Source organism: Sphaerisporangium sp. NPDC049002 (assembly GCF_040649355.1).
GTDB lineage: Bacteria > Actinomycetota > Actinomycetes > Streptosporangiales > Streptosporangiaceae > Sphaerisporangium.
In genome coordinates this window covers 1-21614 of the sequence record NZ_JBEZFH010000126.1, presented here as the reverse complement: position 1 = coordinate 21614, position 21614 = coordinate 1, and the positions used below count along the sequence as shown (strand labels likewise).

The 21614-nt window shown below is 70.4% G+C and carries 24 protein-coding genes and 1 pseudogene; 18 read left to right on the top strand and 7 right to left on the bottom strand.

From position 1 onward, the window contains the following. Positions 1 to 834 (bottom strand): annotated as a pseudogene (locus AB0B89_RS23355) (hypothetical protein); the annotation flags it as partial. A gap of 310 nt (positions 835 to 1144) precedes the next feature. Here AB0B89_RS23355 and AB0B89_RS23350 point away from each other — a divergent pair. Beyond that, a complete protein-coding gene (locus AB0B89_RS23350; RefSeq protein ID WP_358556496.1) occupies positions 1145 to 1906 on the top strand; it encodes a hypothetical protein in 762 nt (253 codons plus the stop codon). A gap of 219 nt (positions 1907 to 2125) precedes the next feature. On the opposite strand, the gene AB0B89_RS23345 is transcribed toward AB0B89_RS23350, so the two are convergent. Beyond that, positions 2126 to 2590 (bottom strand): hypothetical protein, encoded by a 465-nt coding sequence (locus AB0B89_RS23345; RefSeq protein WP_358556493.1) that lies wholly within the window; start codon positions 2588 to 2590, stop codon positions 2126 to 2128. 240 nt (positions 2591 to 2830) lie between these two features. Between AB0B89_RS23345 and AB0B89_RS23340 the strand changes: the two genes are divergently transcribed. Both AB0B89_RS23340 and AB0B89_RS23335 read left to right on the top strand, forming a co-directional pair. Next, entirely contained in the window at positions 2831 to 5077 is a 2247-nt protein-coding gene (locus AB0B89_RS23340) for a tetratricopeptide repeat protein (RefSeq protein WP_358556490.1), read from the top strand. A gap of 84 nt (positions 5078 to 5161) precedes the next feature. Continuing rightward, positions 5162 to 5533: a VOC family protein gene (locus AB0B89_RS23335; RefSeq protein ID WP_358556487.1), complete on the top strand. Its 372-nt coding sequence runs from the start codon at positions 5162 to 5164 to the stop codon at positions 5531 to 5533. 108 nt (positions 5534 to 5641) lie between these two features. Here AB0B89_RS23335 and AB0B89_RS23330 read toward each other — a convergent pair whose 3' ends face one another. From AB0B89_RS23330 to AB0B89_RS23320, 3 genes are all read right to left on the bottom strand, one after another. Then, the gene (locus AB0B89_RS23330; protein WP_358556484.1) at positions 5642 to 6058 is read right to left on the bottom strand and encodes a nuclear transport factor 2 family protein; all 417 of its coding nucleotides are present in this window, start codon (positions 6056 to 6058) and stop codon (positions 5642 to 5644) included. Positions 6059 to 6173: 115 nt separating this feature from the next. Next, positions 6174 to 6326, bottom strand: coding sequence for a hypothetical protein (locus AB0B89_RS23325; RefSeq protein ID WP_358556481.1), 153 nt, complete (start codon positions 6324 to 6326; stop codon positions 6174 to 6176). After that, positions 6323 to 7258 carry an SDR family oxidoreductase gene (locus AB0B89_RS23320; RefSeq protein WP_358556478.1) on the bottom strand — a complete coding sequence of 312 codons (936 nt, stop codon included), beginning with the start codon at positions 7256 to 7258 and terminating at the stop codon, positions 6323 to 6325. The genes AB0B89_RS23325 and AB0B89_RS23320 overlap by 4 nt, the downstream gene beginning before the upstream one ends. Before the next feature lie 121 nt (positions 7259 to 7379). Here AB0B89_RS23320 and AB0B89_RS23315 point away from each other — a divergent pair, with 121 nt between their 5' ends. The 6 genes from AB0B89_RS23315 (at position 7380) to AB0B89_RS23290 (ending at position 12650) form a co-directional block, all read left to right on the top strand. Then, positions 7380 to 7943 (top strand): TetR family transcriptional regulator, encoded by a 564-nt coding sequence (locus tag AB0B89_RS23315; protein WP_358556475.1) that lies wholly within the window; start codon positions 7380 to 7382, stop codon positions 7941 to 7943. Between the two features lie 190 nt (positions 7944 to 8133). Then, on the top strand, positions 8134 to 8652 hold the full coding sequence (locus AB0B89_RS23310) for a toxin-antitoxin system HicB family antitoxin (RefSeq protein ID WP_358556472.1): 519 nt from the start codon (positions 8134 to 8136) through the stop codon (positions 8650 to 8652). Positions 8653 to 8735: 83 nt separating this feature from the next. After that, positions 8736 to 9584 carry a DUF4097 family beta strand repeat-containing protein gene (locus AB0B89_RS23305; RefSeq protein WP_358556469.1) on the top strand — a complete coding sequence of 283 codons (849 nt, stop codon included), beginning with the start codon at positions 8736 to 8738 and terminating at the stop codon, positions 9582 to 9584. Between the two features lie 20 nt (positions 9585 to 9604). After that, positions 9605 to 10555: an ATP-binding cassette domain-containing protein gene (locus AB0B89_RS23300; protein WP_358556466.1), complete on the top strand. Its 951-nt coding sequence runs from the start codon at positions 9605 to 9607 to the stop codon at positions 10553 to 10555. Next, the gene (locus AB0B89_RS23295; RefSeq protein ID WP_358556463.1) at positions 10552 to 11343 is read left to right on the top strand and encodes an ABC transporter permease; all 792 of its coding nucleotides are present in this window, start codon (positions 10552 to 10554) and stop codon (positions 11341 to 11343) included. Before AB0B89_RS23300 ends, AB0B89_RS23295 begins: the two co-directional genes overlap by 4 nt. A 104-nt stretch (positions 11344 to 11447) precedes the next feature. Continuing rightward, positions 11448 to 12650: a cytochrome P450 gene (locus AB0B89_RS23290; protein ID WP_358556460.1), complete on the top strand. Its 1203-nt coding sequence runs from the start codon at positions 11448 to 11450 to the stop codon at positions 12648 to 12650. A 55-nt stretch (positions 12651 to 12705) separates the two neighbouring features. Here the strand turns inward: AB0B89_RS23290 and AB0B89_RS23285 are convergent, their stop codons facing one another. Next, a complete protein-coding gene (locus AB0B89_RS23285) occupies positions 12706 to 13644 on the bottom strand; it encodes a LysR family transcriptional regulator (protein ID WP_358556457.1) in 939 nt (312 codons plus the stop codon). Positions 13645 to 13712: 68 nt separating this feature from the next. On the opposite strand from AB0B89_RS23285, the gene AB0B89_RS23280 reads away from it, so the two are divergent. Beyond that, positions 13713 to 14504, top strand: coding sequence for an MFS transporter (locus tag AB0B89_RS23280; protein ID WP_358556454.1), 792 nt, complete (start codon positions 13713 to 13715; stop codon positions 14502 to 14504). Beyond that, complete coding sequence (locus tag AB0B89_RS23275) at positions 14444 to 15193, top strand: MFS transporter (protein ID WP_358556451.1); 750 nt, start codon at positions 14444 to 14446, stop codon at positions 15191 to 15193. Before AB0B89_RS23280 ends, AB0B89_RS23275 begins: the two co-directional genes overlap by 61 nt. On the opposite strand, the gene AB0B89_RS23270 is transcribed toward AB0B89_RS23275, so the two are convergent. Next, the gene (locus tag AB0B89_RS23270; RefSeq protein WP_358556448.1) at positions 15102 to 15545 is read right to left on the bottom strand and encodes an ArsI/CadI family heavy metal resistance metalloenzyme; all 444 of its coding nucleotides are present in this window, start codon (positions 15543 to 15545) and stop codon (positions 15102 to 15104) included. The genes AB0B89_RS23275 and AB0B89_RS23270 overlap by 92 nt on opposite strands. Positions 15546 to 15663: 118 nt before the next feature. Here AB0B89_RS23270 and AB0B89_RS23265 point away from each other — a divergent pair, with 118 nt between their 5' ends. From AB0B89_RS23265 to AB0B89_RS23235, 7 genes are all read left to right on the top strand, one after another. Then, positions 15664 to 16047, top strand: coding sequence for a metalloregulator ArsR/SmtB family transcription factor (locus AB0B89_RS23265; RefSeq protein WP_358556445.1), 384 nt, complete (start codon positions 15664 to 15666; stop codon positions 16045 to 16047). Then, entirely contained in the window at positions 16044 to 17174 is a 1131-nt protein-coding gene (gene arsB / locus AB0B89_RS23260) for an ACR3 family arsenite efflux transporter (RefSeq protein ID WP_358556442.1), read from the top strand. The genes AB0B89_RS23265 and arsB overlap by 4 nt, the downstream gene beginning before the upstream one ends. Positions 17175 to 17281: 107 nt before the next feature. Further along, on the top strand, positions 17282 to 17707 hold the full coding sequence (locus AB0B89_RS23255; protein ID WP_358556440.1) for an arsenate reductase ArsC: 426 nt from the start codon (positions 17282 to 17284) through the stop codon (positions 17705 to 17707). A 172-nt stretch (positions 17708 to 17879) separates the two neighbouring features. Continuing rightward, entirely contained in the window at positions 17880 to 18329 is a 450-nt protein-coding gene (locus AB0B89_RS23250; protein WP_358556499.1) for a helix-turn-helix transcriptional regulator, read from the top strand. 235 nt (positions 18330 to 18564) lie between these two features. Continuing rightward, a complete protein-coding gene (locus AB0B89_RS23245) occupies positions 18565 to 18921 on the top strand; it encodes a VOC family protein (protein ID WP_358556437.1) in 357 nt (118 codons plus the stop codon). 67 nt (positions 18922 to 18988) lie between these two features. After that, positions 18989 to 19150, top strand: a complete 162-nt coding sequence (locus AB0B89_RS23240; protein ID WP_358556434.1) for a hypothetical protein — start codon at positions 18989 to 18991, stop codon at positions 19148 to 19150. Further along, complete coding sequence (locus AB0B89_RS23235) at positions 19147 to 21534, top strand: excinuclease ABC subunit UvrA (protein WP_358556431.1); 2388 nt, start codon at positions 19147 to 19149, stop codon at positions 21532 to 21534. The genes AB0B89_RS23240 and AB0B89_RS23235 overlap by 4 nt, the downstream gene beginning before the upstream one ends. Positions 21535 to 21614 lie beyond the last annotated feature (80 nt).

Sequence of the window (21614 nt, the reverse complement as noted above, 5' to 3'; positions counted from 1 at the left end):
CGCTCCGGCGGCGGCCTGCTCGGCCTCCACCCGGGCGCGGCGGGCCAGCTCGGCCTCGGTTCGCGCCGCGTCCCGCTCGGCTGACGCCTGCTCGGCGGCCTGCCGGGCCTGCTGGGCCTCGGCGCGCGCGTTCTTCGCCTCTGCGCCGGCGGCCTCGACCTTCTCGGTCATCTCGCGTACGGCCTGGTCGCGGGCGGTTTCGGCTGTGATGGCGCGCCGGTTGGCCTCCTCGGCCGCCTGCTTGGCGTGTCGCTCGGTGGTGGCCGCCTCCCGGAGGGCCGCCAGTGCCTGCTCGCGTGCGTTCTCGGCGTCCGACAGGGCGGTGTCGCGCTCGGCGAGTGCCTCGCGTACCTGCTCGCGCATGCTCTCGCGTTGCCTGCGCGCGTGCTCGGTGGCCTCGCGTGCCAGCCGTACCTGCTCGAAGGCCTGCTCTCGCTCGGTGCGGGCGATGGCCACGCGGGTGTGCGCCTCGGCCTGGACCGCGCTGAGCTTGGCCTCGACCCCGGCCGGGCTGAGCTCGTCGGCCAGCACCTGCGCCAGCGGGGCGATGGCCGCCGCCAGGCCCTTTTCCATCCGGTCGTACAGGTCTTCGGCGCGGGCGAGTGTGCCTTCGAGGCCGGGGGTGGCGCGGCGCAGCTCGCGTGCCCGTTTGGCCGCCGCCTGGCAGTCGTTCTGCGGGCAGTACTCCTTGGGCCGGCCGCGGCCGGCCCGCCGCTCGATCGCCGCGCCGCAGTGCTTGCACGGCGTCACTCCCGCCGCCCCGGCTTCCTCGGTCGCGTCCTCCAGGGCATCGCCGCGCGAGCCTTGCCCGCCACTTCTCGCCTTCACCGCCACAGCCGGACTCTAACAGATTTTAATTTCCAGAAATTAAAAATCAGAAAAGATGATCCGTTGCGTGTCGATCGTCCTGTGAAACTCACGAGAAGAAGACTTCCCACAAGTTACTTCGAGCCCGGCCGTCCCCTTGCCGTGCGAGTACAGCTACACGGCGATCTTGAACGTCACGCCGGCGGGCGGGCGAGTTTGGCGGCCACGGCGTCCAGGACCCAGTCCAGGCCGGTCGCGAAGGACGCCTCGGCGTCCACCTCCGTGCCGTCGTACACGGCCTTGGCTCGGCCCCCTCGACGTTCAGTGGGGGCGGGGCGTGACGGTGGTAGTGCCGGGGACCCGGGACGGCGTGCTGGTACGTTTCGCGGACGGGCGACAGGAGACGTTCGACCTCGTGATCGGCGCGGACGGCGCCTGGTCCCGGGTACGCCCGGCGATCTCGTCCGCGACGCCGCACTACACCGGCGTCACCTCGGTCGAGACCTCCCTGGACGACGTCGACACCCGCCACCCCGACCTCGCCCGGATGATCGGCGACGGTTCCATGGCTGTGTACGGTGTGAACCGCGCCCTCGTCGCCCAGCGCAACAGCGGCGGCCACATCAAGGTGTACGCCCAGTTCCGCGCGCCGCTGGACTGGCACACGAACCTGAACCGGCGCGCGGCCCTGGACCTGGCCGACGCCGAGGCCGTGCGATCAAGCCTGCTGGCTCTGTTCGACGGCTGGGCCGCTCCCGTCCTCGACCTCCTCCGCCACGGAACCGCTTTCGTCCACCGCCCCCTCCACGTCCTGCCCGTGTCCCACACCTGGGCCCAGGTCCCCGGGGTGACGCTACTGGGCGACGCCGCCCACCTGATGCCCCCATTGGGGGTGGGCGCGAACCTCGCGATGCTGGAAGGCGCCGAGTCCGTCGCCGCCGCCCCCGGCGATCTGGACGAGGCCGTCCGCGCCTTCGAGGTACAGATGTGGGCACGGGCAGGCAGGTGGGCGAAGATCACGACGGCCGGTCTGGAACGCCTCGTGAGCCCAGACCCCACCCAAGCCCTCGCCTTCTTCGACGAAGTTCAGCCGTCCTGACCGCCAAAGCGCGAGACCACCAGCGGTTCGCCACGGTTTCACGGGTCGGAATAGGGGATGCCCTGTGATCCGCCGCCTTGATCGCGTACGGCGGCCGGTATCCCCGGCTTGTGCGGTGTCCGGCCGCCGTACGCGTTTCTGTTCACGAGTCCGCAGTTCGGGTACGCGCTGTGTTCGGCCGGCTTGGGGCGAGCCGAGGCCGGCCGGTTCCCCCTGAGGTCAGCAGCTGCTCTGGCTCTGGTGTGTCACCACGGCTCGCTGATTGTTGGAGACCTTGATCCATAGGCCGCCAAGTCCCCGGCGGTCGTAGATGCGGTCCCCCTGGCTCGGGCCGGGGAAGGTGAACATCGACACGGCGTAGCACCAGCCGGCATCCACGCGGAAGGTGTCCCAGTCCTGCCCGGACGGGCTGTTGTCGCCCGCGTAGATCCACATGAACCCTTGGTCGACGTTGTCAGACTTGCAGTTCCAGATGGCGTTGTCGGCCTTGGGCGCGCTGTCGCCCCAGCACCAGTTACGCGCGATGTACACACTGGTCTGCGATTGGTTCCACGTTTCGGAACAGCCGAAATTGCACTGACCGAGAGTGGTGACCGCGTCGGACTCCGCGCCGGCGACCCCGGGCGAGGCGGTGGAGATCGCCAGCAACAGCGTCAGGACCGTCGTGAGTCGTCGTGTTCGCATTGGAGTTTCCCCTCGTTCGCGGTGGCCAGGACGGTTGCCGGCACTCAGTGCTTCACCGGGGCAGCCGCGACCCAGATGTCGAGCATGGTTCTGCCGGGATGTGGCAGGACCGGTGAGGCCCCTCCAGCGAACCAGCCGCGGCGGTCCGAGCGGCAGGCGCTCGACCGGCGGTTGAGCGGCGGTTAAGCTGCGGGCGGCGCGGACAAGATCAGGTACCGTGGCCCGGCGGGAAGGGGATCGATGTTCGGCGAGGTGCTGCGTGACTTCCGGGTTCGGGCACTGCTCACGCAGGAGGAGCTGGCCGCGTTGTCCGGCGTCAGCGAGCGGCAGATCCGCGAGATCGAGTCCGGCCGCGTCGCGGTGCCCCGGTCCAGCACCGTCCGGGTACTCGCCGAAACGCTGAAACTGTCCCCGTCGGACCGGGCCGCCTTCCAGCTCGCCGCGCAACCGGACGCCGGACGGTCGCCGGTCCCCGCGCGGCCGGACACGGGACTCGCGCCGGTGCCCTCGCAGTTACCCGCCGGCGTCGACGGATTCACCGGCCGGACCGAGGCGCTGCGCGCGCTCGACTCGGCCACGGCCGCGGTGGTCACGGTCTCCGGCCCCGCAGGCGTGGGCAAGACCTCACTGGCCGTGCACTGGTCCCGCCAGGTCGCGCCGCGCTTCCCGGACGGCCGGCTGTATGTGGACCTGCGCGGTTTCTCCCGCCACGCCGCGGCCGATCCGGCCGAGGTGATCCGCGGATTCCTGGACGCTCTCGGGCTGCCGCCCGACCGCATCCCACCCGGCTTCGAGGCGCAGGTGGCGCTCTACCGCAGCCGGTCCGCAGGCCGCCGCCTGCTGGTCGTGCTCGACAACGCCCGCGACGCCGACCAGGTCCGGCCGCTGCTGCCCGCCGGCCCGGACGCCCGTACGGTCGTGACCAGCCGCCGGCAGCTCACCGCCCTGGTCGCCGAGACCGGTGCCGACGCGCTGACGCTGGACGTCCCGGGCATCGAGGAGGCGGTAGAGCTGCTCGGCCACCGGCTCGGCACCGGCGGCCGATCGCACCCGGGGGCCGGGGACGGTGACGGTGAGGCCGTGGCCGCGATCGCGACCGCCTGCGGACGGCTCCCGCTGGCGTTGGCGCTGGTCGGTGCGCGGGCGCGGCTCACCGGGTTCCCGCCCGCGATGATCGCCGCGGAGCTGCGTCACCCGGGCGGCCGGCTCGCGGCCCTCGACATCGGCGCCGTGTTCTCCTGGTCCTACGACGCGCTGGGCCCGGAGGCCGCGCGGCTGTTCCGGCTGCTCGGGCTCGTCGCGGGCGCCGACCTCGCGGTGACGGCCGCGGCCGCGCTGGCCGGCCGGGCGCTGCCGGAGGTCCGGCGGACACTGGCCGAGCTGGCCCACGCCAGCCTGGTCACCGAGTACGCGCCCGGCCGCTACCGGATGCACGACCTGCTGCACGTCTACGCCGGCGAGCGCGCCCGGGCCGATGAGTCCGAGACCGAGCGGCAGGCGGCGCTGACCCGGCTGCTCGACCACTACACCCACACCGCCTACCACGCCGAGCTGGTGCTGAATCCGGTGCGGGCGCCCATCCCGATGTCCCTCGGCACGCCCGCCGACGGGGCCGAGCCGAAACGCGTGTTCGACGTCCCGGCCGCCCTGGAATGGCTGGAGACCGAGCACGCGGTGCTGCTGACCGCGCTGCGGCAGGCGGAGGCCGAGGGCATGCACCGGCACGCCTGGCAGCTGAGCTGGGCGCTGGACACAGTCCTGAACGACCGGCGGCGCTGGCATGACGAGGGGGCTGCGTGGGCGGTGGCGCTGCGCGCGGCGACCGCTCTGACCGACCAGCCGGCGGCGGCGCACGCGCACCGCTTCCTTAGCGCGGTGAACGGCCGGCTCGACCGGTTCGACGACGCGCACGCCCACATGCGGCAGGCGCTCGAACTGAGCCTCGCCGCCGGAGACCGGGCGGGCGAGGCCGAGAGCCGCTTCGTGCTGTCGTATGTGCACTGGCTCCAAGGCGACGGCGAGCGTGCGCTCGACCAGGCCGAGCAGGCGTTGTCGCTCTTCGACGAGCTCGACGACCCGCTCTGGGCGGGCAAGGCCAGCCTCGCGGTGGGCTGGTACCACTCCGAGCTCGGCGCCTACCAGGAGGCGCTGCCGTTCCACGTGCGAGCGCTGGAGTTGCAGCAACGGGCGGGCGACCGGGCCAACGAGGTGGTCACCCTGGACACGCTGGGCCTGCTCCACCAGCGGCTGGGCGACCCGGAGACCGCGATCCGGCACTACGAGCGAGGACTCCGGCTGGCCGGCATGATGAACAGCGCCGGGTTGCGGGCCCAGCTTCTCGGGCATCTCGGCGACGCGAGCGAGGCGACCGGCGACCCGCGCACGGCCCGCGAGCGCTGGCTGGAGGCGTACGAGATCTTCCGCGACCTCGGCCATCCACAGGCCGCCGACCTGCGCCGCAAACTCCAGTCCCCAGACCCGGCGTAGCCGGTCGTGGTCGGAGTCCGGCCGCCCGGCCGGAGTCGGCGGTCTCGACTGTCAGTTCATCCCTTCGTCTATAGGGTTGGCGGCATGGCGCTGCGACTTGTCCAGGTGAACGTCAAAGCCCGGGATGACTCGGCGCTCGGCCGGTTCTGGGCGGAGGCGCTCGGCTGGGGTGTTTTCAGCGGAGAACCCGGTGCGACCAGCGTTAGGCCCCTGGGTTCCGCCTGGCCGGCCCCCGACGCCGTCTGCGTCGACGTCATCGCCGTCCCGGACCCCGAAACAGTGAAAGACCGCGTGCACATCGAACTCGCCACCACTTCTGCGACCCATCACGCGGAGTTGGTCGCGCGCCTGAAGGAGCTCGGCGCGACGCCCGCCGATGTGGGCCAAGGCGACCTCCCGTGGACGGTTCTGGCCGACCCGGAAGGCAACGCGTTCTGCGTCCTCGGCCCGGCCTGACGCGGAGCCTCCCCGCTCCGCCACGCTCATGCCACCGGACTCATCAACGCCGGCGTCTCCATGGAAATGCGGCGCCGTCCGGTCGATGTCGCTCATCGACCCGACAGCTCAATCGGCTTGTTGGTCGCGGACCGGAAGCGGCTCAGCTAGCGCGGCGCGCCCGGGAGGCGCGGGGAAGGGGTCGGCGAAGTACTGGGTCTCGTGCGTCACGAGGCCATCGGTGATCTCCATGACGCTGAGCGAGTAGGTGGGCACGCCGTCATAGGTGATCACGCACTCGCTCACCCAAAGGTCGCCGCCGCCCAGGATCCGGCGGATGGTGAAGTGGCGTTCGGCCGGGTGTCCGCCGCGTTGCGCTTGGATCCTTGACCGGCCTCTGAAGCGTTCGCCCGACTGCGGGTAGTCCAGGATCGCGTCTGCAGCGTAGATCGCGTGCTCAGCGTCGACGTCCCCGCGTTCGGAGGCCTCCCAGTGCCGCTGGAGCCGAGCCCGGATATCGGCTTGAGGATCACTTGCGCTGTTCACCCGTCAGCCCCTCATGACCAGAAGGAATGTCACTGGCTCGCATGACAGATATTACCCGGGGGTTCTCGTGCGGCTTGGGACCGCGCTGGTCAAGGCCACATGGCCGCGGAGCGGTTCAGCCGTGGGTCAGATCCTGGAGGCCGACGACCGGGTGCAGGAAGCGTTTGACGTCGGTGCGGCGTACGGCGACGTGGTGGGTGTCCCACAGCGCCGAGAACTCTCTCCCTGCGGGTGCGGAGCCGGCCCTGATTCCGGTGCGGTCGATCACGTGGAGGGGTTGTGGAAGTAATGGCCCTTGCCGAGGTCGTCGAGGAGCCCCGGACGCGTCGGCTGCCACCCCACCAGTTCGCGGGTCAGCGCGCTGGAGGCCGGGACGTCAGCCGCGAGGAAGCCGGCCAGCCAGGCGAAGTGCTCGCCTGCGTCGGTGGGAGAGATGGAGACAACTGGCAGGTTCAGATGGCGGCCGATGACCTCGGCGATGTCGCGGATGGGCACGCCCTCGTCCGCGACGCCGTGCAGCGTCGATCCCGCGGGGGCCTTGTCCAGCGCGAGGCGGAACAGGTGCGCGGAATCGAGTCGGTGCACGGCGGGCCAGCGGTTGGTCCCGTCGCCGATGTAGCCGGAGACGCCCCTGTCGCGGGCGATGCCGACCAGGGTCGCCATGAAGCCGGGATCTCCTTCGCCGTAATTGGTCGGGGGGAGTCGCACGATCGACGAGCGCACGCCGCGGGAAGCGAGGGAGAGCGCCAACTCGGCGGTGGCCGACCGGGTCCCCGGGCCGCCGCCCTGAGCGGCCACAGCCGGGTCGGGCCCGTGCCCGTCGCGTTCGGTCGCCACGCGCCCGGGTGCGACCCCGCCCGTCCCGGAGGCGATGACGAGCGGTCGGTCAGACCCCGCGAGCGCCTCGCCGAACGTCTCGACGGCGCGGCGATCCGCATCGGCGGCGCCCTGGAAGTCCCCCGAGAAGGCGATGTCGTGCTTGAACGCGAGGTGGATCACGCCATCCGACGCGGCAGCCGCGTTCCGCAGGCTGCCGAGATCGTCGAGGGTGCCGCGATGCACCTCGGCCCCGGCCGAGGTCAGGGCCGCGGCCGAGGCATCTGAGCGGGCGAGCCCGACGACCTGATGGCCCGCGCCGATGAGCTCGGGGACGAGCGCGGAGCCGATCCAGCCGGACGCGCCGGTAACGAAAACACGCATGGGAAACCTCCTGGTAGTCGGCCGTCGCCGGTGCGGGGGTCGCGCGAGGACCAGCCGATGTCAGTTCCTGTCATCAACCTAGCACCCGATGTCAGTCCCTGCCATCACGTATGATCGCGGCATGCGATGGGAGCCGAACGCGCGCGGGCGCCTCGAACAGGCGGCGCTGGAGCTCTACAGCGAGCGCGGGTTCGAACAGACCACCGTGGCGGAGATCGCCAAGCGGGCGGGGCTCACGGAGCGAACGTTCTTCCGGCACTTCGCCGACAAGCGCGAGGTCCTGTTCCCTGGCGCGAGCCCTCTGGAGGAGTTCTTCGTGAGCACTCTCGCCGGCACTCCTGAATCCGCGGCGCCGATCGACGCGATGGCCACGGTCCTCGAAGCCGTCGCCGCGCTGTTCCAGGACCGCCGTGAACTGTCCCGGCGCCGTCAGGCCGTCATCGCCGCCAACGCCGAGCTCCAGGAACGCGAGCTGGTCAAGCTCGCGTCCTTGTCCGCGGCACTCGCCGACACGTTGCGCCTGCGCGGCGTCACAGAACCGGCCGCGAGCCTGACCGCCGAGGCGGGGGTCGCCGTCTTCAAGATCGCGTTCGAACGCTGGATCAGCGAATCCAACACGCGGGACTTCTGCCGGCTCATCCGGGAGTCTCTCGACGAGCTGAAGGCCGTGGCCGCGGGCAAGTGATCACCAGCACTTGCCGGTGCGCTGGGAGGCCTACGCGCGGGTTCGGCGCGACGAGCGCACCCCTCCGGCGTGCGAGTTCCGGAGTCGGACTGTCGTCCGGGATCGCCCGAGCATTCATCCTGAGCCAGAGTGGTGCCAATCTGAGCCAATATGGCTTGATGATGGCATCACTATGTGCCATAGTGATGCCATGGACCTGACCCCGTATGTGGCCTCCCTCGGTCGCGAGCTGCTGACCGCCGTCGAGACCGGCGATGGTGACGCCAGTGTGCTGATCGAGCGGTTGACCGTGTCGATGGAGTCGGCGATCCGGCTCACCCTGCTTGAGGCGTTGTCGGCCGCCGCCGACGAGATCACCCGAGACCTGGCTCCAGGTTCGGTCCAGGTGCGCCTGCGTGGACGTGACCCGGACTTCGTCGTGACGCTTCGGCAGCCGGAGCAGGCATTCGAGGGCACCCCGGATCTGGGCGCGGCGCTAGCTGACGACGCCGCGGCGAGCTTCGAGGACGGCCCACTGGCACGGATCAACGTCCGCCTCCCGGAACAGCTCAAGGCCGCGATCGAGGAGGCGGCGGGCAAGGAAGGCCGCTCGCTCAACGCCTGGCTGGTGCGGGCCGCCTCGACCGCATTGCGTGCCCCGGAGAGCGACCAGGGCTCCGACCGGCGCGGCAAGCGTGGCGCGCAGCGTTACACCGGCTGGGCTCGCTAGCCCGCACCGACACCCACACCCACGTTCTCCGCACATCTCCCACCAGCGGAGATGCTCTTCTGACCCATTCTGAGGGGATAGCCATGCCTGTTTTCGCCACGCCCGAACCGATTTCCGCCACGATCGAGCTCTCCGTCGGCGACGTGCGGATCATCGCGAGCGACCGGACCGACACCGTCGTGGAGGTACGGCCGAGCGACGAGTCGGACGAGTCCGATGTGGACGCCGCGCAGAAGACGCGCGTGGAGTACGCCAACGGCACGTTGACGGTCCGTGGGCCGAAGGCCCGCATGCTCGACTTCTCCAAGAAGACCAGGTCGGTCGACGTGCTGATCGAACTTCCCACCGGCTCGCACGTGCACGCGGACCTGTCGGTGGCGGACCTGCGCGGCGCCGGCACGCTGGGGGAGTGCCGGATCAAGGCGTCGGTCGGGCACTTCCGCCTCGACCGGACCGGACCGCTTCGACTGGGCACCTCGGGTGGCGACATCACCGTCGAAACGGTCGCGGGCGACGCCGACGTCTCCACCGGCACCGGGCGCGTGCGCATCGGCGAGATCGGCGGCACCGCCGTCATCAAGAACTCCAACGGCAACACCGACATCGGCACCATCGCCGGCGAACTGCGGGTGCGCTCGGCCAACGGCGACATCTCCGTCGACCGGGCCGACGCCATGGTGGAAGCCAAGACCTCCAACGGAACCATTCGCGTCGGCCAGGTCACGCGCGACACCGTCACGCTGCACACCGCGACCGGCAACCTCGAAGTCGGTGTCGCCGCCGGCACCGCCGCATGGCTCGACCTGAACACCTCGCATGGGCGGGTGGAGAACGCGCTGGACGGTCTCAGCGGAGCACCGGAGAAGGCCGAGCGGACCGTCGAAGTCCGCGCGCACACCTCGTTCGGCGACATCACCGTCCGCCGTTCCTGACCAGATCCCGAAGGGTTCTCATGACCATGCCATCCCCATCCGCGATCACGGCGACCGGACTGCGCCGCTCGTACGGTGACCACGTCGTGCTCGACGGCGTCGACCTGAACGTCCCGCGTGGCACCGTCTTCTCGTTGCTCGGCGCCAACGGCGCCGGCAAGACCACCACAGTCAAGATCTTGTCCACCCTGATCCGCGCCGACGGGGGCAGCGCGCGGATCGCGGGTCACGACCTGTCCACCGAGCCGGACGCGGTGCGTGCCGCGATCGGCGTCACCGGTCAGTTCTCGGCGGTCGACGACCTGCTGACCGGCCAGGAGAACCTGACCCTGATGGCGGATCTGCACCACCTCGGCCGTAAGGCGGGCACACGCAGGACCGCCCAGCTGCTCGAACAGTTCGACCTCGCCGACGCGGCCAAGAAGACGGCGGGGACCTACTCCGGCGGGATGCGGCGGCGGCTCGACCTCGCGATGACGCTGGTCGGCTCACCGCAGGTGATCTTCCTCGACGAGCCGACAACCGGGCTGGACCCGCGCAGCCGCCGCGCCATGTGGCAGATCGTACGGGAGCTCGTGGCGGGCGGCGTCACCATCTTCCTCACCACCCAGTACCTGGAGGAGGCCGACGAGCTCGCCGACCGGATCGCGGTGCTCGACCACGGGAAGATCGTCGCCGAGGGCACCGCGGACGAGCTCAAGCGGCGCGTTCCCGGCGGCCACGTCCTGCTGCGGTTCGCCGACGAGCGCGACCTCGAATCCGCCGCGCGCGCCGTGGGCCAGGTCTCCCGCGACAGCGACACACTCGCCCTGCGCGTACCGCACGACGGCAGCCTCAGTTCGCTGAAGGCGCTGCTCGACCGGCTTGACCAGAACGCGGTCGAGGTCGGCTCGCTGAGCGTGCACACCCCCGACCTCGACGACGTCTTCCTCGCTCTCACCGGCGACAAGGAGAAGGTGACCGCACGATGAGCACTGTGTCGTACGCCCTGACCGACTCGGCGACGATGCTTCGCCGCAACCTCAAGCGCATGGTGCGCTACCCGTCCATGACCGTGCAGCTCATCGGCATGCCGATCGTCTTCCTGCTGCTGTTCGTCTACGTCTTCGGCGGCACACTCGGCGCCGGGCTCGGCGGCGTCTCCGGCGGACGTGCGGAGTACGTCAACTACGTCACCCCCGCGATCATCCTGATGGCGATCACCGCCGCGGTCCAGGGCACCACCATCTCGATCGCCATGGACATGACCGAGGGCATCGTCGACCGGTTCCGCACCATGGCCATCGCCCGCGTGTCCGTCCTCACCGGGCACGTCATCGGCAGCCTCATCCAGACGATGCTCAGCATCGCGGCGGTCATCGGCGTCGCGCTGCTCATCGGCTTCAGGCCGTCGGCGGGGCCCGGCGACTGGCTCGCCCTCATCGGTGTCCTGGTGATGATGACCTTCGCCTTCATCTGGCTCTCGGTCGCGTTCGGCCTGGCCAGCAAGACCGTCGAGTCGTCGAGCAACGTCGGTCTGCCGCTGGTGCTGCTCCCGTTCCTGGGCAGCGGGTTCGTCCCGACCGACTCGATGCCCACCGTGCTGCGCTGGTTCGCCGAGTACCAGCCGTTCACGCCGCTCATCGAGACCCTGCGCGGTCTGCTGATGGGCACGCCGATCGGGAACAACGCCGTCATCGCGGTCGGCTGGTGCGTCGTCATCGCGCTCGGCGGCTACCTCTGGTCGAAGAAGCTGTTCAACCGCGAGTCCACCCGCTGAGCCGCGCCTGAGCCCAGGCGAAGGCTCTGAATTCGACATCGCTTTCGAGCCGGGGAAGACACGTACTATCGCGAGTAGAGCCTAGGTCAACGAGAGGAACGACCATGGAGCACATCGTCACAACGCTGCCGACCGCGCGTCAGCCCGGCTGCCCCTTTGACCCGCCCAAGGAACTGATCCAGGCCCGCGAGCACGGCCCGATCAGCCGCTACACCTTCCCCAGCGGAAGACCCGGCTGGCTGATCACCGGATACGACCTGGTCAGGTCGGTCCTGGCCGACTCGCGGTTCAGCTCGCGCAAGGAGCTCATGCTCCACCCGTTGATCGACATCACCGGCATGGAGATCCCTCCGGCGCCGCCCGGCGAGTTCATCCTCATGGACGAGCCACAGCACGGGCGCTATCGGAAACCGCTGGTGGGCAAGTTCACCGTACGGCGGATGCGACTGCTCACCGAGCGCGTCGAGCAGATCACCGCCGACCACCTGGACGCCATGGAGAAGGCCGGGCCGCCGGCGGACCTGGTGACCGCCTTCGCCAAGCCCATCCCCGCCATCGTGATCTGCGAGCTGCTGGGCGTGCCGTACCAGGACCGGGGCTCCTTCCAGGAGCAGGTCGAGTCGTTCCTCAGCGGGGAGAAGAGCGACGAGGACCAGCTGGCGGCCTACATCGCGACCCAGGATTACCTCGCGGAGCTGGTGGCCGCCAAGCGCGCGAACCCCACCGACGACGTGCTCAGCGACCTCACCGACAGCGACCTGACCGACGAGGAGCTGCGAGGTGTCGCCCTGATCCTGCTGGCGGCCGGGCTCGACACCACCGCGAACATGCTGGCCCTGGGCACCTTCGCCCTGCTGCGCAACCCGGCGCAGCAGGGCGCGCTGCGCGCCGATCCCGCGCTCGCCGACCGGGCCGTGGAGGAGCTGCTGCGGTATCTGAGCGTCGCCAAGACGTTCATGAGAACGGCGCTTGAGGACGTCGAGTTAAGCGGCCGGACCATCGAGGCCGGTACGGCGGTCATCCTGTCGTACAACACCGCCAACCGTGACCCCGAGCGCTTCGCCGATCCTCACGTGCTCGACCTCCGGAGGCAGGACGGCGGGCACCTGGCCTTCGGCCACGGCATCCACCAGTGCCTGGGCCAGCAGCTGGCCCGCGTCGAGATGCGGGTCGCCTTCCCCGCGCTGCTCACCCGCTTCCCCACCCTGCGCCTCGCCGTACCTGCCGATGAGGTCGGCCTGCGCCCGGAGACCGCGGACATCTACGGGGTCAAGAGCCTCCCGGTCACCTGGGACGCCGCGTCATGACCGCCGGGGCGACCGCGATCTGAGCCGAATCGGTGGTTCACAGCCTCGATCATCGTCAGGGCGGCGGAATCACCCAGCCCGGCGCCCAGGTCCCGCCGGCGTCGTGGCCGGTCGCTGTGGCGGTGAGGTGGGCGCGGAGGGTGGTCAGCGCCGGGTGGGGGTTGTCGCGGTGCCACAGGAGCGAGTGCGGGTAGACGGGCGTCGGGTCGGTCACCGGGATGCGGCGCAGGCCGTGGCCGGCGGGCCAGACCAGGCGGGTCTGCTCACCCATGAAAGTGGCCAGGGCGGGGGTGTCGGCGATGGTGTCGAGGAGCGCGTCTGAGCCGAAGTTGGGGCCGGTCGCCTCGATGGTGAGGCCGAACTCGGCGACCAGGTCGTCGTAGTAGGCGGCCCACTCGGTACCGGGGACGATGCCGGGCATCCAGATCCGGTGCCCGGCGAGCTGAGCGACGGTCACCGACCGGGCGCCCGCCAGCGCGTGGGCGGGCCCGGTGAGGAGCTGGAGCGACTCGTCGAGCACCCGGACGGACTCGATGTCCCCGGGAAGGGGCCGGCCGGGCACGGCGACGGCGCGGAAGGACGCGTCGATCGCACCGGACCGGATGGCGGCGACGGCCGTCTCGACGTCGAACAGCATCACCACGCCGAGCTCGATCCCGGGGTGCGCGCGGTGGAAGTCGCGCATCAGGCCCGACGCCGCGCCGCGCGAGCTGATCACGTCGACGCGCAGCGGACGGCTGCCGGCGCGCACGGACGCGACCGCGCGCTCGGCGACGCGCAGCAGATCGCGCGCGTGGGGCAGGAACGCCTGCCCATCGATGGTGAGCTCGGCGCCGCGCGCGGTGCGGGTGAACAGCCGTACCCCAAGGCCCTTCTCCAACACCGCGATGCGCTTGGAGACGGCCTGCTGGGTGATCGACAGGTCGGCGGCGGCCTCCTGGAACTGCCCCGCGTCAGCGGCGGCGACGAAGGTCCGGACGGTGTCGAGATCCATGCCGATCCACCTTAGTGCACAACGCTTGGTTGTGGCTCGCACGCAGATTGGTTGTTTGACCTGCTGTCGTGCTGCTTGCTTTGCTCTCCCTGATCAACGCCGGTTTGTTCGGGTGGGACATCAAGGGGGCGCTGAGCATGGTGGGCAGGAGACCGCTGGGCCGGCGGTTCGGGTGGCTGTGGGCGGCGTACGCGGTCAGCACGTTCGGCACGCGGCTCGCGTTCGACGCGTTCGCCCTGGTCGCGATCCTTGTGCTGCACGCCGGGCCGGCCGAGGTGTCGATGATGGCGGCAGCGGGGCTGGCGGTGGGGGCCGCGGTGGCGGTGCCGCTCGGGCCGTGGGTGGAGTTCCGCCGCAAGAGGCCGGTGATGGTCGCGATGGACCTGACCCGTTTCATGGCACTGATGACCGTCCCTGCCGCGTACGCACTCGGTCTGCTCAGTTTCGTCCAGCTCCTGGTGGTGTCCGTCGTCGTCGGTGCGGCCGACATCGCCTTCAACGCGGCCAGTGGCGCGTATCTGAAGGCGCTCGTACGGCCGGAGGACCTGCTCGTCGCGAACGGGCGATTCGAGTCCACGACCTGGACCGCCGCCGTGCTCGGACCGCCGGTCGGCACGGCCGCGATCGGGCTGTTCGGACCGGTGATGACGGTGGTGACCGATGCGGTCAGTTATCTGCTCTCAGCCGCAGGGATCCGTGCGATCGGCTTCACCCCCCGCAAGCTGTTCGACACCGAGCTGGCCGGACGGCTCCTCGGCTACGAGCGCGTCGGCCCCGGCCGCTGCCCCGGGCGCCCCCGGTGGGCCCGGGCCGGCGGCTCCGGCCCGGCGACCTGCTCGAAGGGTGGCGGTACATCCTGACCCACCCGGCCCTGCGTCTCCTGTTCTTCAACACGGTGTTGGTCAACGGCCTGATCCTTGCGACCTCGCCACTGCTCGCCGTCCTCATGCTCAGCGACCTCGGGTTCGCGCCGTGGCAGTACGGCCTCGCGTTCGGCCTGCCCTGCGTCGGCGGCATCATCGGCTCACGGCTGGCCCGCCCGCTCGTCGCACGGTTCGGGCGGCACAAGGTCATGCTCGCCGCCGGGGCACTGCGCGCGTGCTGGTCGCTCGGGCTGGCCTCCATCCGGCCCGGCGTGGCCGGGCTCGTGCTCGTCATGGCCGTCGAGTTCGGACTGATCACCTGCATGGGAGTGTTCAGCCCGGTGTTCGCCACCTACCGGCTCGACCAGACGGCGACGGACCGGATCGCCCGCACCCTTTCAGCGTGGTCGGTCACCAGCAAGGCGACCGTCGCGGTCATGACCGGGCTGTGGGGCCTGCTGGCCAGCATCACCGGCCCCCGCGCCGCGATCGCCGTCGCCGGTCTTCTCATGCTGATCACCCCCTTCCTGCTTCCCCGGCGCGACCACACGCCGCACCACGGGCGAGATCCGGCCCGTCTTGTCGTCTCCGGCTTCAGCACCCGTGGGCCGGGCCGCAGGCGCACGCGGCCGCGGGGTCCTGATCGGCGGCCGCGGACTTGCCGAGGGTGTCGGCGTCGGCCTTGACCACGTAGACCTCCCATGGCTCGGCGCCGGGTCCGCGGACCCACACCTTGTCCTGCAGGGCGTAGCAGCAGGACGTGTCGTTCTCGGTGAAGGTGGCCAGCCCGGCGTCGGTGAGCCGCCGGGTCGCGGCGGTGACCTGGTCGCCGTCCTCGACTTCGACGCCCAGGTGATCCATGCGGGTCTCCTGGCCCTCCTCGCCCTCAAGCAGGACCAGCTTCAACGGAGGCTCGGCGATGGCGAAGTTGGCGTAGCCGGGGCGGCGCTTGGCCGGCGCGACGCCGAACAGCTTGGAGTAGAAGGCGATCGAGCCTTCCAGGTCGGAGACGCGCAGGGCGAGCTGTACGCGGGACATGGTGATCCTCCACGGGTGCGAGCGGGCGGTGGCCGTCACCGCCCTTGTTTAGATGAACATCTATTCAGCGGGTCTCCCCAGCTTGCGCTACTGCTTAGAAATCTGTCAACTTAGAGGTATGTCGAAACAACTGCTGCCGGTCCTCGAAGCGGCCGGGACCGGCCAGGCCGGGCAGGCGTGCTGCGCGCCTTTGGTGTGCGAGCCGCTGAGCGGCACCGAGGCCGCGGAGCTGGCACCGTTGTTCAAGGCGATCGCCGATCCGGTGCGGCTGCGCCTGCTGTCGCTGATCGCCTGCCACGAGGGCGGCGAGGCGTGCGTGTGCGACCTGACCGGCGCCTTCGACCTCACCGGGCCGACCATCAGCCACCATCTGAAGGTGCTGCGCCAAGCGGGGCTGATCGACTGTGAGCGGCGCGGCACGTGGGTGTACTACTGGGCGAACCCGGGCGTGCTGGAGCGGCTGTCGGCGATCCTGGGGCCGCGCGTCACGGCGATGGCGTGACCGGCACCCGCCAAACCGCCGCCACCGACGCGACGGAGGTGGTCGGCCGGTTGCCGACGCTGGATCGGCTGCTGCCGGTGTGGATCGCCGCCGCGATGGCGATCGGGCTGGTGGCCGGCCGGGCGGTCCCCGGCCTGGGACCGGCCCTGGACGCCGTGCGGGTCGATGGCATCTCGCTGCCGATCGCGCTCGGCCTGCTGGTGATGATGTATCCGGTGCTGGCCAAGGTCCGCTATGACCGGCTGGAGACGGTGACCGGTGACCGGCGGCTGCTCCTCACCTCGCTGGTGCTCAACTGGGTGGCCGGCCCGGCGCTGATGTTCGCCCTGGCGTGGATCTTCCTGCCGGACCTGCCCGCCTACCGCACCGGCCTGATCATCGTCGGGCTGGCCCGGTGCATCGCCATGGTCGTCATCTGGAACGACCTGGCGTGCGGGGACCGGGAGGCCGCCGCCGTCCTGGTCGCGCTCAACAGCGTCTTCCAGGTGGTCGCGTTCGCGGTGCTCGGCTGGTTCTACCTCGACCTGCTGCCGGGCCGGCTCGGCTTGTCCACCGCCGCGCTGGACATCTCCAGTTGGGACATCGCCCGCTCGGTGCTGATCTTCCTGGGCATCCCGCTGGCCGCCGGGTACCTCACCCGCCGTCTGGGGGAGAGGGCCAAAGGCCGGCCATGGTACGAGACCCGGTTCCTGCCGAAGATCGGCCCGGCCGCGTTGTGGGGACTGCTGTTCACCATCGTGATCCTGTTCGCCCTGCAAGGTGACGCCATCACCTCCAAGCCGCTGGACGTGGCCCGGATCGCGCTGCCGTTGCTGGCCTACTTCGCGCTCATGTGGGCGGGCGCCTTCACCCTGGGACGCCTGGTCGGCCTCGCTTACGAGCGCACCGCGACGCTGGCGTTCACCGCCGCCGGGAACAACTTCGAGCTGTCCATCGCGGTGGCGATCGCCACCTTCGGCGTCACCTCCGGCCAAGCCCTGGCCGGCGTGGTCGGCCCGCTGATCGAGGTCCCCGTCCTGGTCGCCCTCGTCTACGTCTCCCTCGCGCTGCGCCGGCGGCTCGCCGGCCGCGCGCCACGCCGGGACCCTCGCCCCAGCGACCGTCGCCGAGCCGGTGCACGACTCTGATGACCCGCTCAGCCACGGCGCCCGAGGCCGCCCCCATCTGCCCACCCCTGGCCGCCGTCTCACCGCCGACCGGCTACGCGCCGCCGTCTTGATCCAAAGGAGCACTCGTGTCCGACCTCCCCGAGGTGCTGTTCGTCTGCGTCCACAACGCCGGACGCTCCCAAATGGCCGCCGCCCTGCTCGACCACCACGCCGGCGGCAGGGTCACCGTTCGCTCGGCCGGATCCGCGCCCGCCCAGGCCATCAACCCGGCCGTCATCGCCGTCATGAACGAACTCGGCCTGGACCTCACCAAAGCGTTCCCCAAACCCCTCACCACCGACGCCGTCCAAGCCGCCGACGTGGTCATCACCATGGGCTGTGGCGACGCCTGCCCGATCTTCCCCGGCAAGCGCTACCTGGACTGGCAGCTCGATGACCCGGCCGGGCAGGGCGTTGAGCGGGTGCGCCTCATCCGCGACGAGATCGACACCCGGGTACGGGCGCTGCTCGCCGAACTGGTCCCCGTCCCAGCGGACGAGAACGGTGCCTGACCTGCCGTGGATTGACCACTGATGAGACGTGTTAGCGTGGGGCAAGTGGGCGGAAACCTCAGGCTTTGAGCAGGTCAAGGACGTGAGCGGAGCAGGCCGGGCCAGGGACGGGGAGTCGGGCGGGACGCCGGCGGCGCAGGGCGACTCCGGCGCGACCGGGGCGATCTCGCAGGTGGCCGGCAGCCCCGCCGCGGCGCAGCGCCTGCGTGACCTCGCACGGCTGCGGCGCGTCCGCGACCGGATCGACCGAGAGTACGCGCAGCCGCTGGACGTCGAGGCGCTCGCCCGCGGCGCGCACATGTCGGCCGGGCACCTCAGCCGTGAGTTCCGGCTCGCCTACGGTGAGTCGCCGTACAGGTATCTGATGACGCGGCGCATCGAGCGCGCGATGGCGCTGCTGCGTCGTGGCGACCTCAGCGTCACCGAGGTCTGTTTCGCGGTCGGCTGCTCGTCGCTGGGCACCTTCAGCACGCGCTTCACCGAGCTGGTCGGCGTGCCGCCCAGCACCTACCGGCGCCACGCGACCCGCGCGACGGAGGGGATCCCGTCGTGCGTCGCCAAACAGGTGACAAGACCGATCAGGAATCGAGAAGCGCAGGTCAACGAGCCGCAACTAGCCTGAACCACCATGCACATCACCTTTCATCCGCACACCGACCCGGACGCCTCCCATGCCTTCCATCGCGATCGCCCGGAGACGGCCCCGGTGATCCTCCTTTTCTCGCGGGCTGGGCCCGGTTAAGACGAACGGCCAACGGCGAAACCGCGACCCGGGGCGAAAGGGCCGTCGATTCGCGACCCCCCGTTCGCCCTCAAGCCAGACAATCCCGACCAGACCCACGACTTCAGGAGTGACCATGACCGGCTCTTCCACCCAGGGAATCAAGACCGTGCTGCATCCCGTTTCCGACCTGGCGACGGCCAAGGCGGTGTACGCCGCCCTGCTCGGCATAGCGCCGCAGTTCGACGGGTCCTACTACGTCGGCTTCGAGGCCGAGGGCCAGCACATCGGGCTGGTGCCGGCCGGTGGACCGCAGAGCATGACCTCACCGGTGGCCTACTGGCACGTGCCGGACATCGAGGCGAAGCTGGCCGAGGTGACCGCTGCCGGGGCCACCGTGAAGGAACCCGCGCACGACGTCGGTGGCGGCAGGCTGGTGGCCACCGTCACCGACCCCGATGGCAACGTCCTCGGGCTGCTTCAGGACCGATGAGTGCCGGCCCCGCTCCCGCGCCCAGCGTCGTCACGACACCGAGCATCGCCACACCCGCGACGCGTCCATGATCGACGCGCCGCCGCAGGAGCGGGGTGACCGGTTCGCCGCGCGCACCGGCTTCGAGGACGTCCCGACATACCACTCGAAGCTGGTCAAGATCGAGCCGGTCGACGCAGATGAAAACCGCGATGGCGGCCCGCCCAAGAAGATGATGGAGACACAATGAGCATGGCCACGAGGACGGACCCGCGGTCGCCTGCGCCGCACGTCGCCGACAGCCGCGATCTGATCCGGGTGCAGGGCGCGCGGGTCAACAACCTCAAGGACGTCAGCGTCGAGATCCCGAAGCGCCGCCTGACGGTGTTCACCGGGGTCTCCGGCTCGGGCAAGAGCTCGCTGGTGTTCGGCACGATCGCCGCGGAGTCGCAGCGGCTGATCAACGAGACCTACAGCGCCTTCGTGCAGGGCTTCATGCCGACGCTGGCGCGGCCGGAGGTCGACCTGCTGGAGGGGCTGACCACGGCGATCATCGTCGACCAGCAGCGGATGGGCGCCGACCCCCGCTCCACGGTCGGCACCGCCACCGACGCCAACGCGATGCTGCGGATCGTCTTCAGCCGGCTCGGGCAGCCGCACATCGGCTCGCCCAACGCCTTCTCCTTCAACGTCGCCTCGGTCCGAGCGAGCGGTGCGATCACGGTCGAACGCGGTGACGGCAAGACCGTGAAACAGACCTTCACCCGCACCGGAGGCATGTGCCCGCGCTGCGAAGGCCGGGGCTCGGTCACCGACCTCGACCTGTCTCAGCTGTACGACGACAGCAAGTCGCTCAACGAGGGCGCGCTCACGATCCCCGGCTACACCGTCGACGGCTGGTACGGCCGCATCTTCACCGGCTCCGGCTTCCTCGACCCGGACAAGCCGATCCGCAAGTACACCAAGACAGAGCTCCACGACTTGCTTCACAAAGAGCCGACCAAGATCAAGGTCGACAACATCAACCTGACGTACGAAGGTCTGATCCCGAGAATCCAGAAGTCGTTCCTGTCCAAGGACGTCGACGCGCTGCAGCCGCACGTCCGCGCCTTCGTGGAGCGGGCGGTGACGTTCACCGCCTGCCCCGACTGCGGGGGCACCCGGCTCAGCGAGGCGGCTCGATCGTCGAAGATCAACGGGATCAACATCGCCGACGCCTGCGCGATGCAGATCAGCGACCTCGCCGAGTGGGTGCGGGGTCTGGACGAACCGTCGGTCGCGCCGCTGCTGGCGACGCTGCGGCACACCCTCGACTCGTTCGTCGAGATCGGGCTCGGCTACCTCAGCCTCGACCGCCCCTCGGGCACGCTGTCGGGCGGCGAGGCGCAGCGCGTCAAGATGATCCGCCACCTCGGCTCCTCGCTCACCGACGTCACCTACGTCTTCGACGAGCCCACCATCGGGCTGCACCCGCATGACATCCAGCGGATGAACGACCTGCTGCTGAGGCTGCGGGACAAGGGCAACACGGTGCTCGTCGTGGAGCACAAGCCGGAGACGATCGCGATCGCCGACCACGTCGTCGACCTCGGCCCCGGCGCCGGCACGGGGGGCGGCACCGTGTGCTTCGAGGGCACCGTCGAAGGGCTGCGGGCCGGCGGCACCCTCACCGGCCGCCACTTCGACGACCGGGCCGCGTTGAAGAAGTCCGTGCGCAAGCCCACCGGCGCGCTGGAGATCCGCGGCGCGACCGCGAACAACCTGCGGAACGTCGACGTCGACGTCCCGCTCGGGGTGCTGGTGGTCGTCACCGGCGTCGCCGGGTCCGGCAAGAGCTCGCTCGTGCGCGGGTCGATCCCCGCCGGCGCGGGGGTGGTGTCGGTCGACCAGGGCGCGATCCGCGGCTCGCGACGGAGCAACCCGGCGACCTACACCGGACTGCTCGACCCGATCCGCAAGGCGTTCGCGAAGGCCAACGGCGTGAAGCCGGCGCTGTTCAGCGCCAACTCCGAGGGCGCCTGCCCCACCTGCAACGGCGCCGGCGTCATCTACACCGACCTGGCGATGATGGCCGGCGTCGCCACCGTCTGCGAGGAGTGCGAGGGGAAGCGGTTCCTGGCATCGGTGCTGGACTACCACTTCGGCGGCCGTGACATCAGCGAGGTGCTCGCGATGTCGGTGACCGAGGCCGAGGAGTTCTTCGGCGCCGGCGAGGCGCGCACACCGGCCGCGCACGCGATCCTGCACCGGCTCGCCGACGTCGGGCTCGGCTACCTCAGCCTCGGCCAGCCCCTCACGACGCTGTCCGGCGGCGAGCGGCAGCGGCTCAAGCTGGCCACGCACATGGCCGAGAAGGGCGGCGTCTACGTCCTCGACGAGCCGACCACCGGCCTCCACCTCGCCGACGTCGAGCAGTTGCTCGGCCTGCTCGACCGGCTCGTCGAGTCCGGCAAGTCGGTCATCGTCATCGAGCACCACCAGGCGGTCATGGCGCACGCCGACTGGATCATCGACCTCGGCCCCGGCGCCGGCCACGACGGCGGCCAGATCGTCTTCGAGGGCACCCCCGCCGACCTCGTCGCCGGCCGCTCCACCCTCACCGGCGAGCACCTGGCGGCCTACGTCGGCACCTGACCCCTCGCGTTCTCTCATCTGTTTCGACTCGTCCCACGGGGGACGGGAGCTGACGAGCCGGCACCTTGTGACGCGGCGCC

Coding starts and splice junctions, on each gene's coding strand:
- AB0B89_RS23345 (WP_358556493.1), bottom strand. CDS start 2,590: ATGCGAACACGACGACTCACGACGGTCCTGACGCTGTTGCTGGCGATC.
- AB0B89_RS23340 (WP_358556490.1), top strand. CDS start 2,831: ATGTTCGGCGAGGTGCTGCGTGACTTCCGGGTTCGGGCACTGCTCACG.
- AB0B89_RS23335 (WP_358556487.1), top strand. CDS start 5,162: ATGGCGCTGCGACTTGTCCAGGTGAACGTCAAAGCCCGGGATGACTCG.
- AB0B89_RS23320 (WP_358556478.1), bottom strand. CDS start 7,258: ATGCGTGTTTTCGTTACCGGCGCGTCCGGCTGGATCGGCTCCGCGCTC.
- AB0B89_RS23315 (WP_358556475.1), top strand. CDS start 7,380: ATGCGATGGGAGCCGAACGCGCGCGGGCGCCTCGAACAGGCGGCGCTG.
- AB0B89_RS23310 (WP_358556472.1), top strand. CDS start 8,134: ATGGACCTGACCCCGTATGTGGCCTCCCTCGGTCGCGAGCTGCTGACC.
- AB0B89_RS23305 (WP_358556469.1), top strand. CDS start 8,736: ATGCCTGTTTTCGCCACGCCCGAACCGATTTCCGCCACGATCGAGCTC.
- AB0B89_RS23300 (WP_358556466.1), top strand. CDS start 9,605: ATGACCATGCCATCCCCATCCGCGATCACGGCGACCGGACTGCGCCGC.
- AB0B89_RS23295 (WP_358556463.1), top strand. CDS start 10,552: ATGAGCACTGTGTCGTACGCCCTGACCGACTCGGCGACGATGCTTCGC.
- AB0B89_RS23290 (WP_358556460.1), top strand. CDS start 11,448: ATGGAGCACATCGTCACAACGCTGCCGACCGCGCGTCAGCCCGGCTGC.
- AB0B89_RS23285 (WP_358556457.1), bottom strand. CDS start 13,644: ATGGATCTCGACACCGTCCGGACCTTCGTCGCCGCCGCTGACGCGGGG.
- AB0B89_RS23270 (WP_358556448.1), bottom strand. CDS start 15,545: ATGTCCCGCGTACAGCTCGCCCTGCGCGTCTCCGACCTGGAAGGCTCG.
- AB0B89_RS23265 (WP_358556445.1), top strand. CDS start 15,664: ATGTCGAAACAACTGCTGCCGGTCCTCGAAGCGGCCGGGACCGGCCAG.
- AB0B89_RS23245 (WP_358556437.1), top strand. CDS start 18,565: ATGACCGGCTCTTCCACCCAGGGAATCAAGACCGTGCTGCATCCCGTT.
- AB0B89_RS23240 (WP_358556434.1), top strand. CDS start 18,989: ATGATCGACGCGCCGCCGCAGGAGCGGGGTGACCGGTTCGCCGCGCGC.
- AB0B89_RS23235 (WP_358556431.1), top strand. CDS start 19,147: ATGAGCATGGCCACGAGGACGGACCCGCGGTCGCCTGCGCCGCACGTC.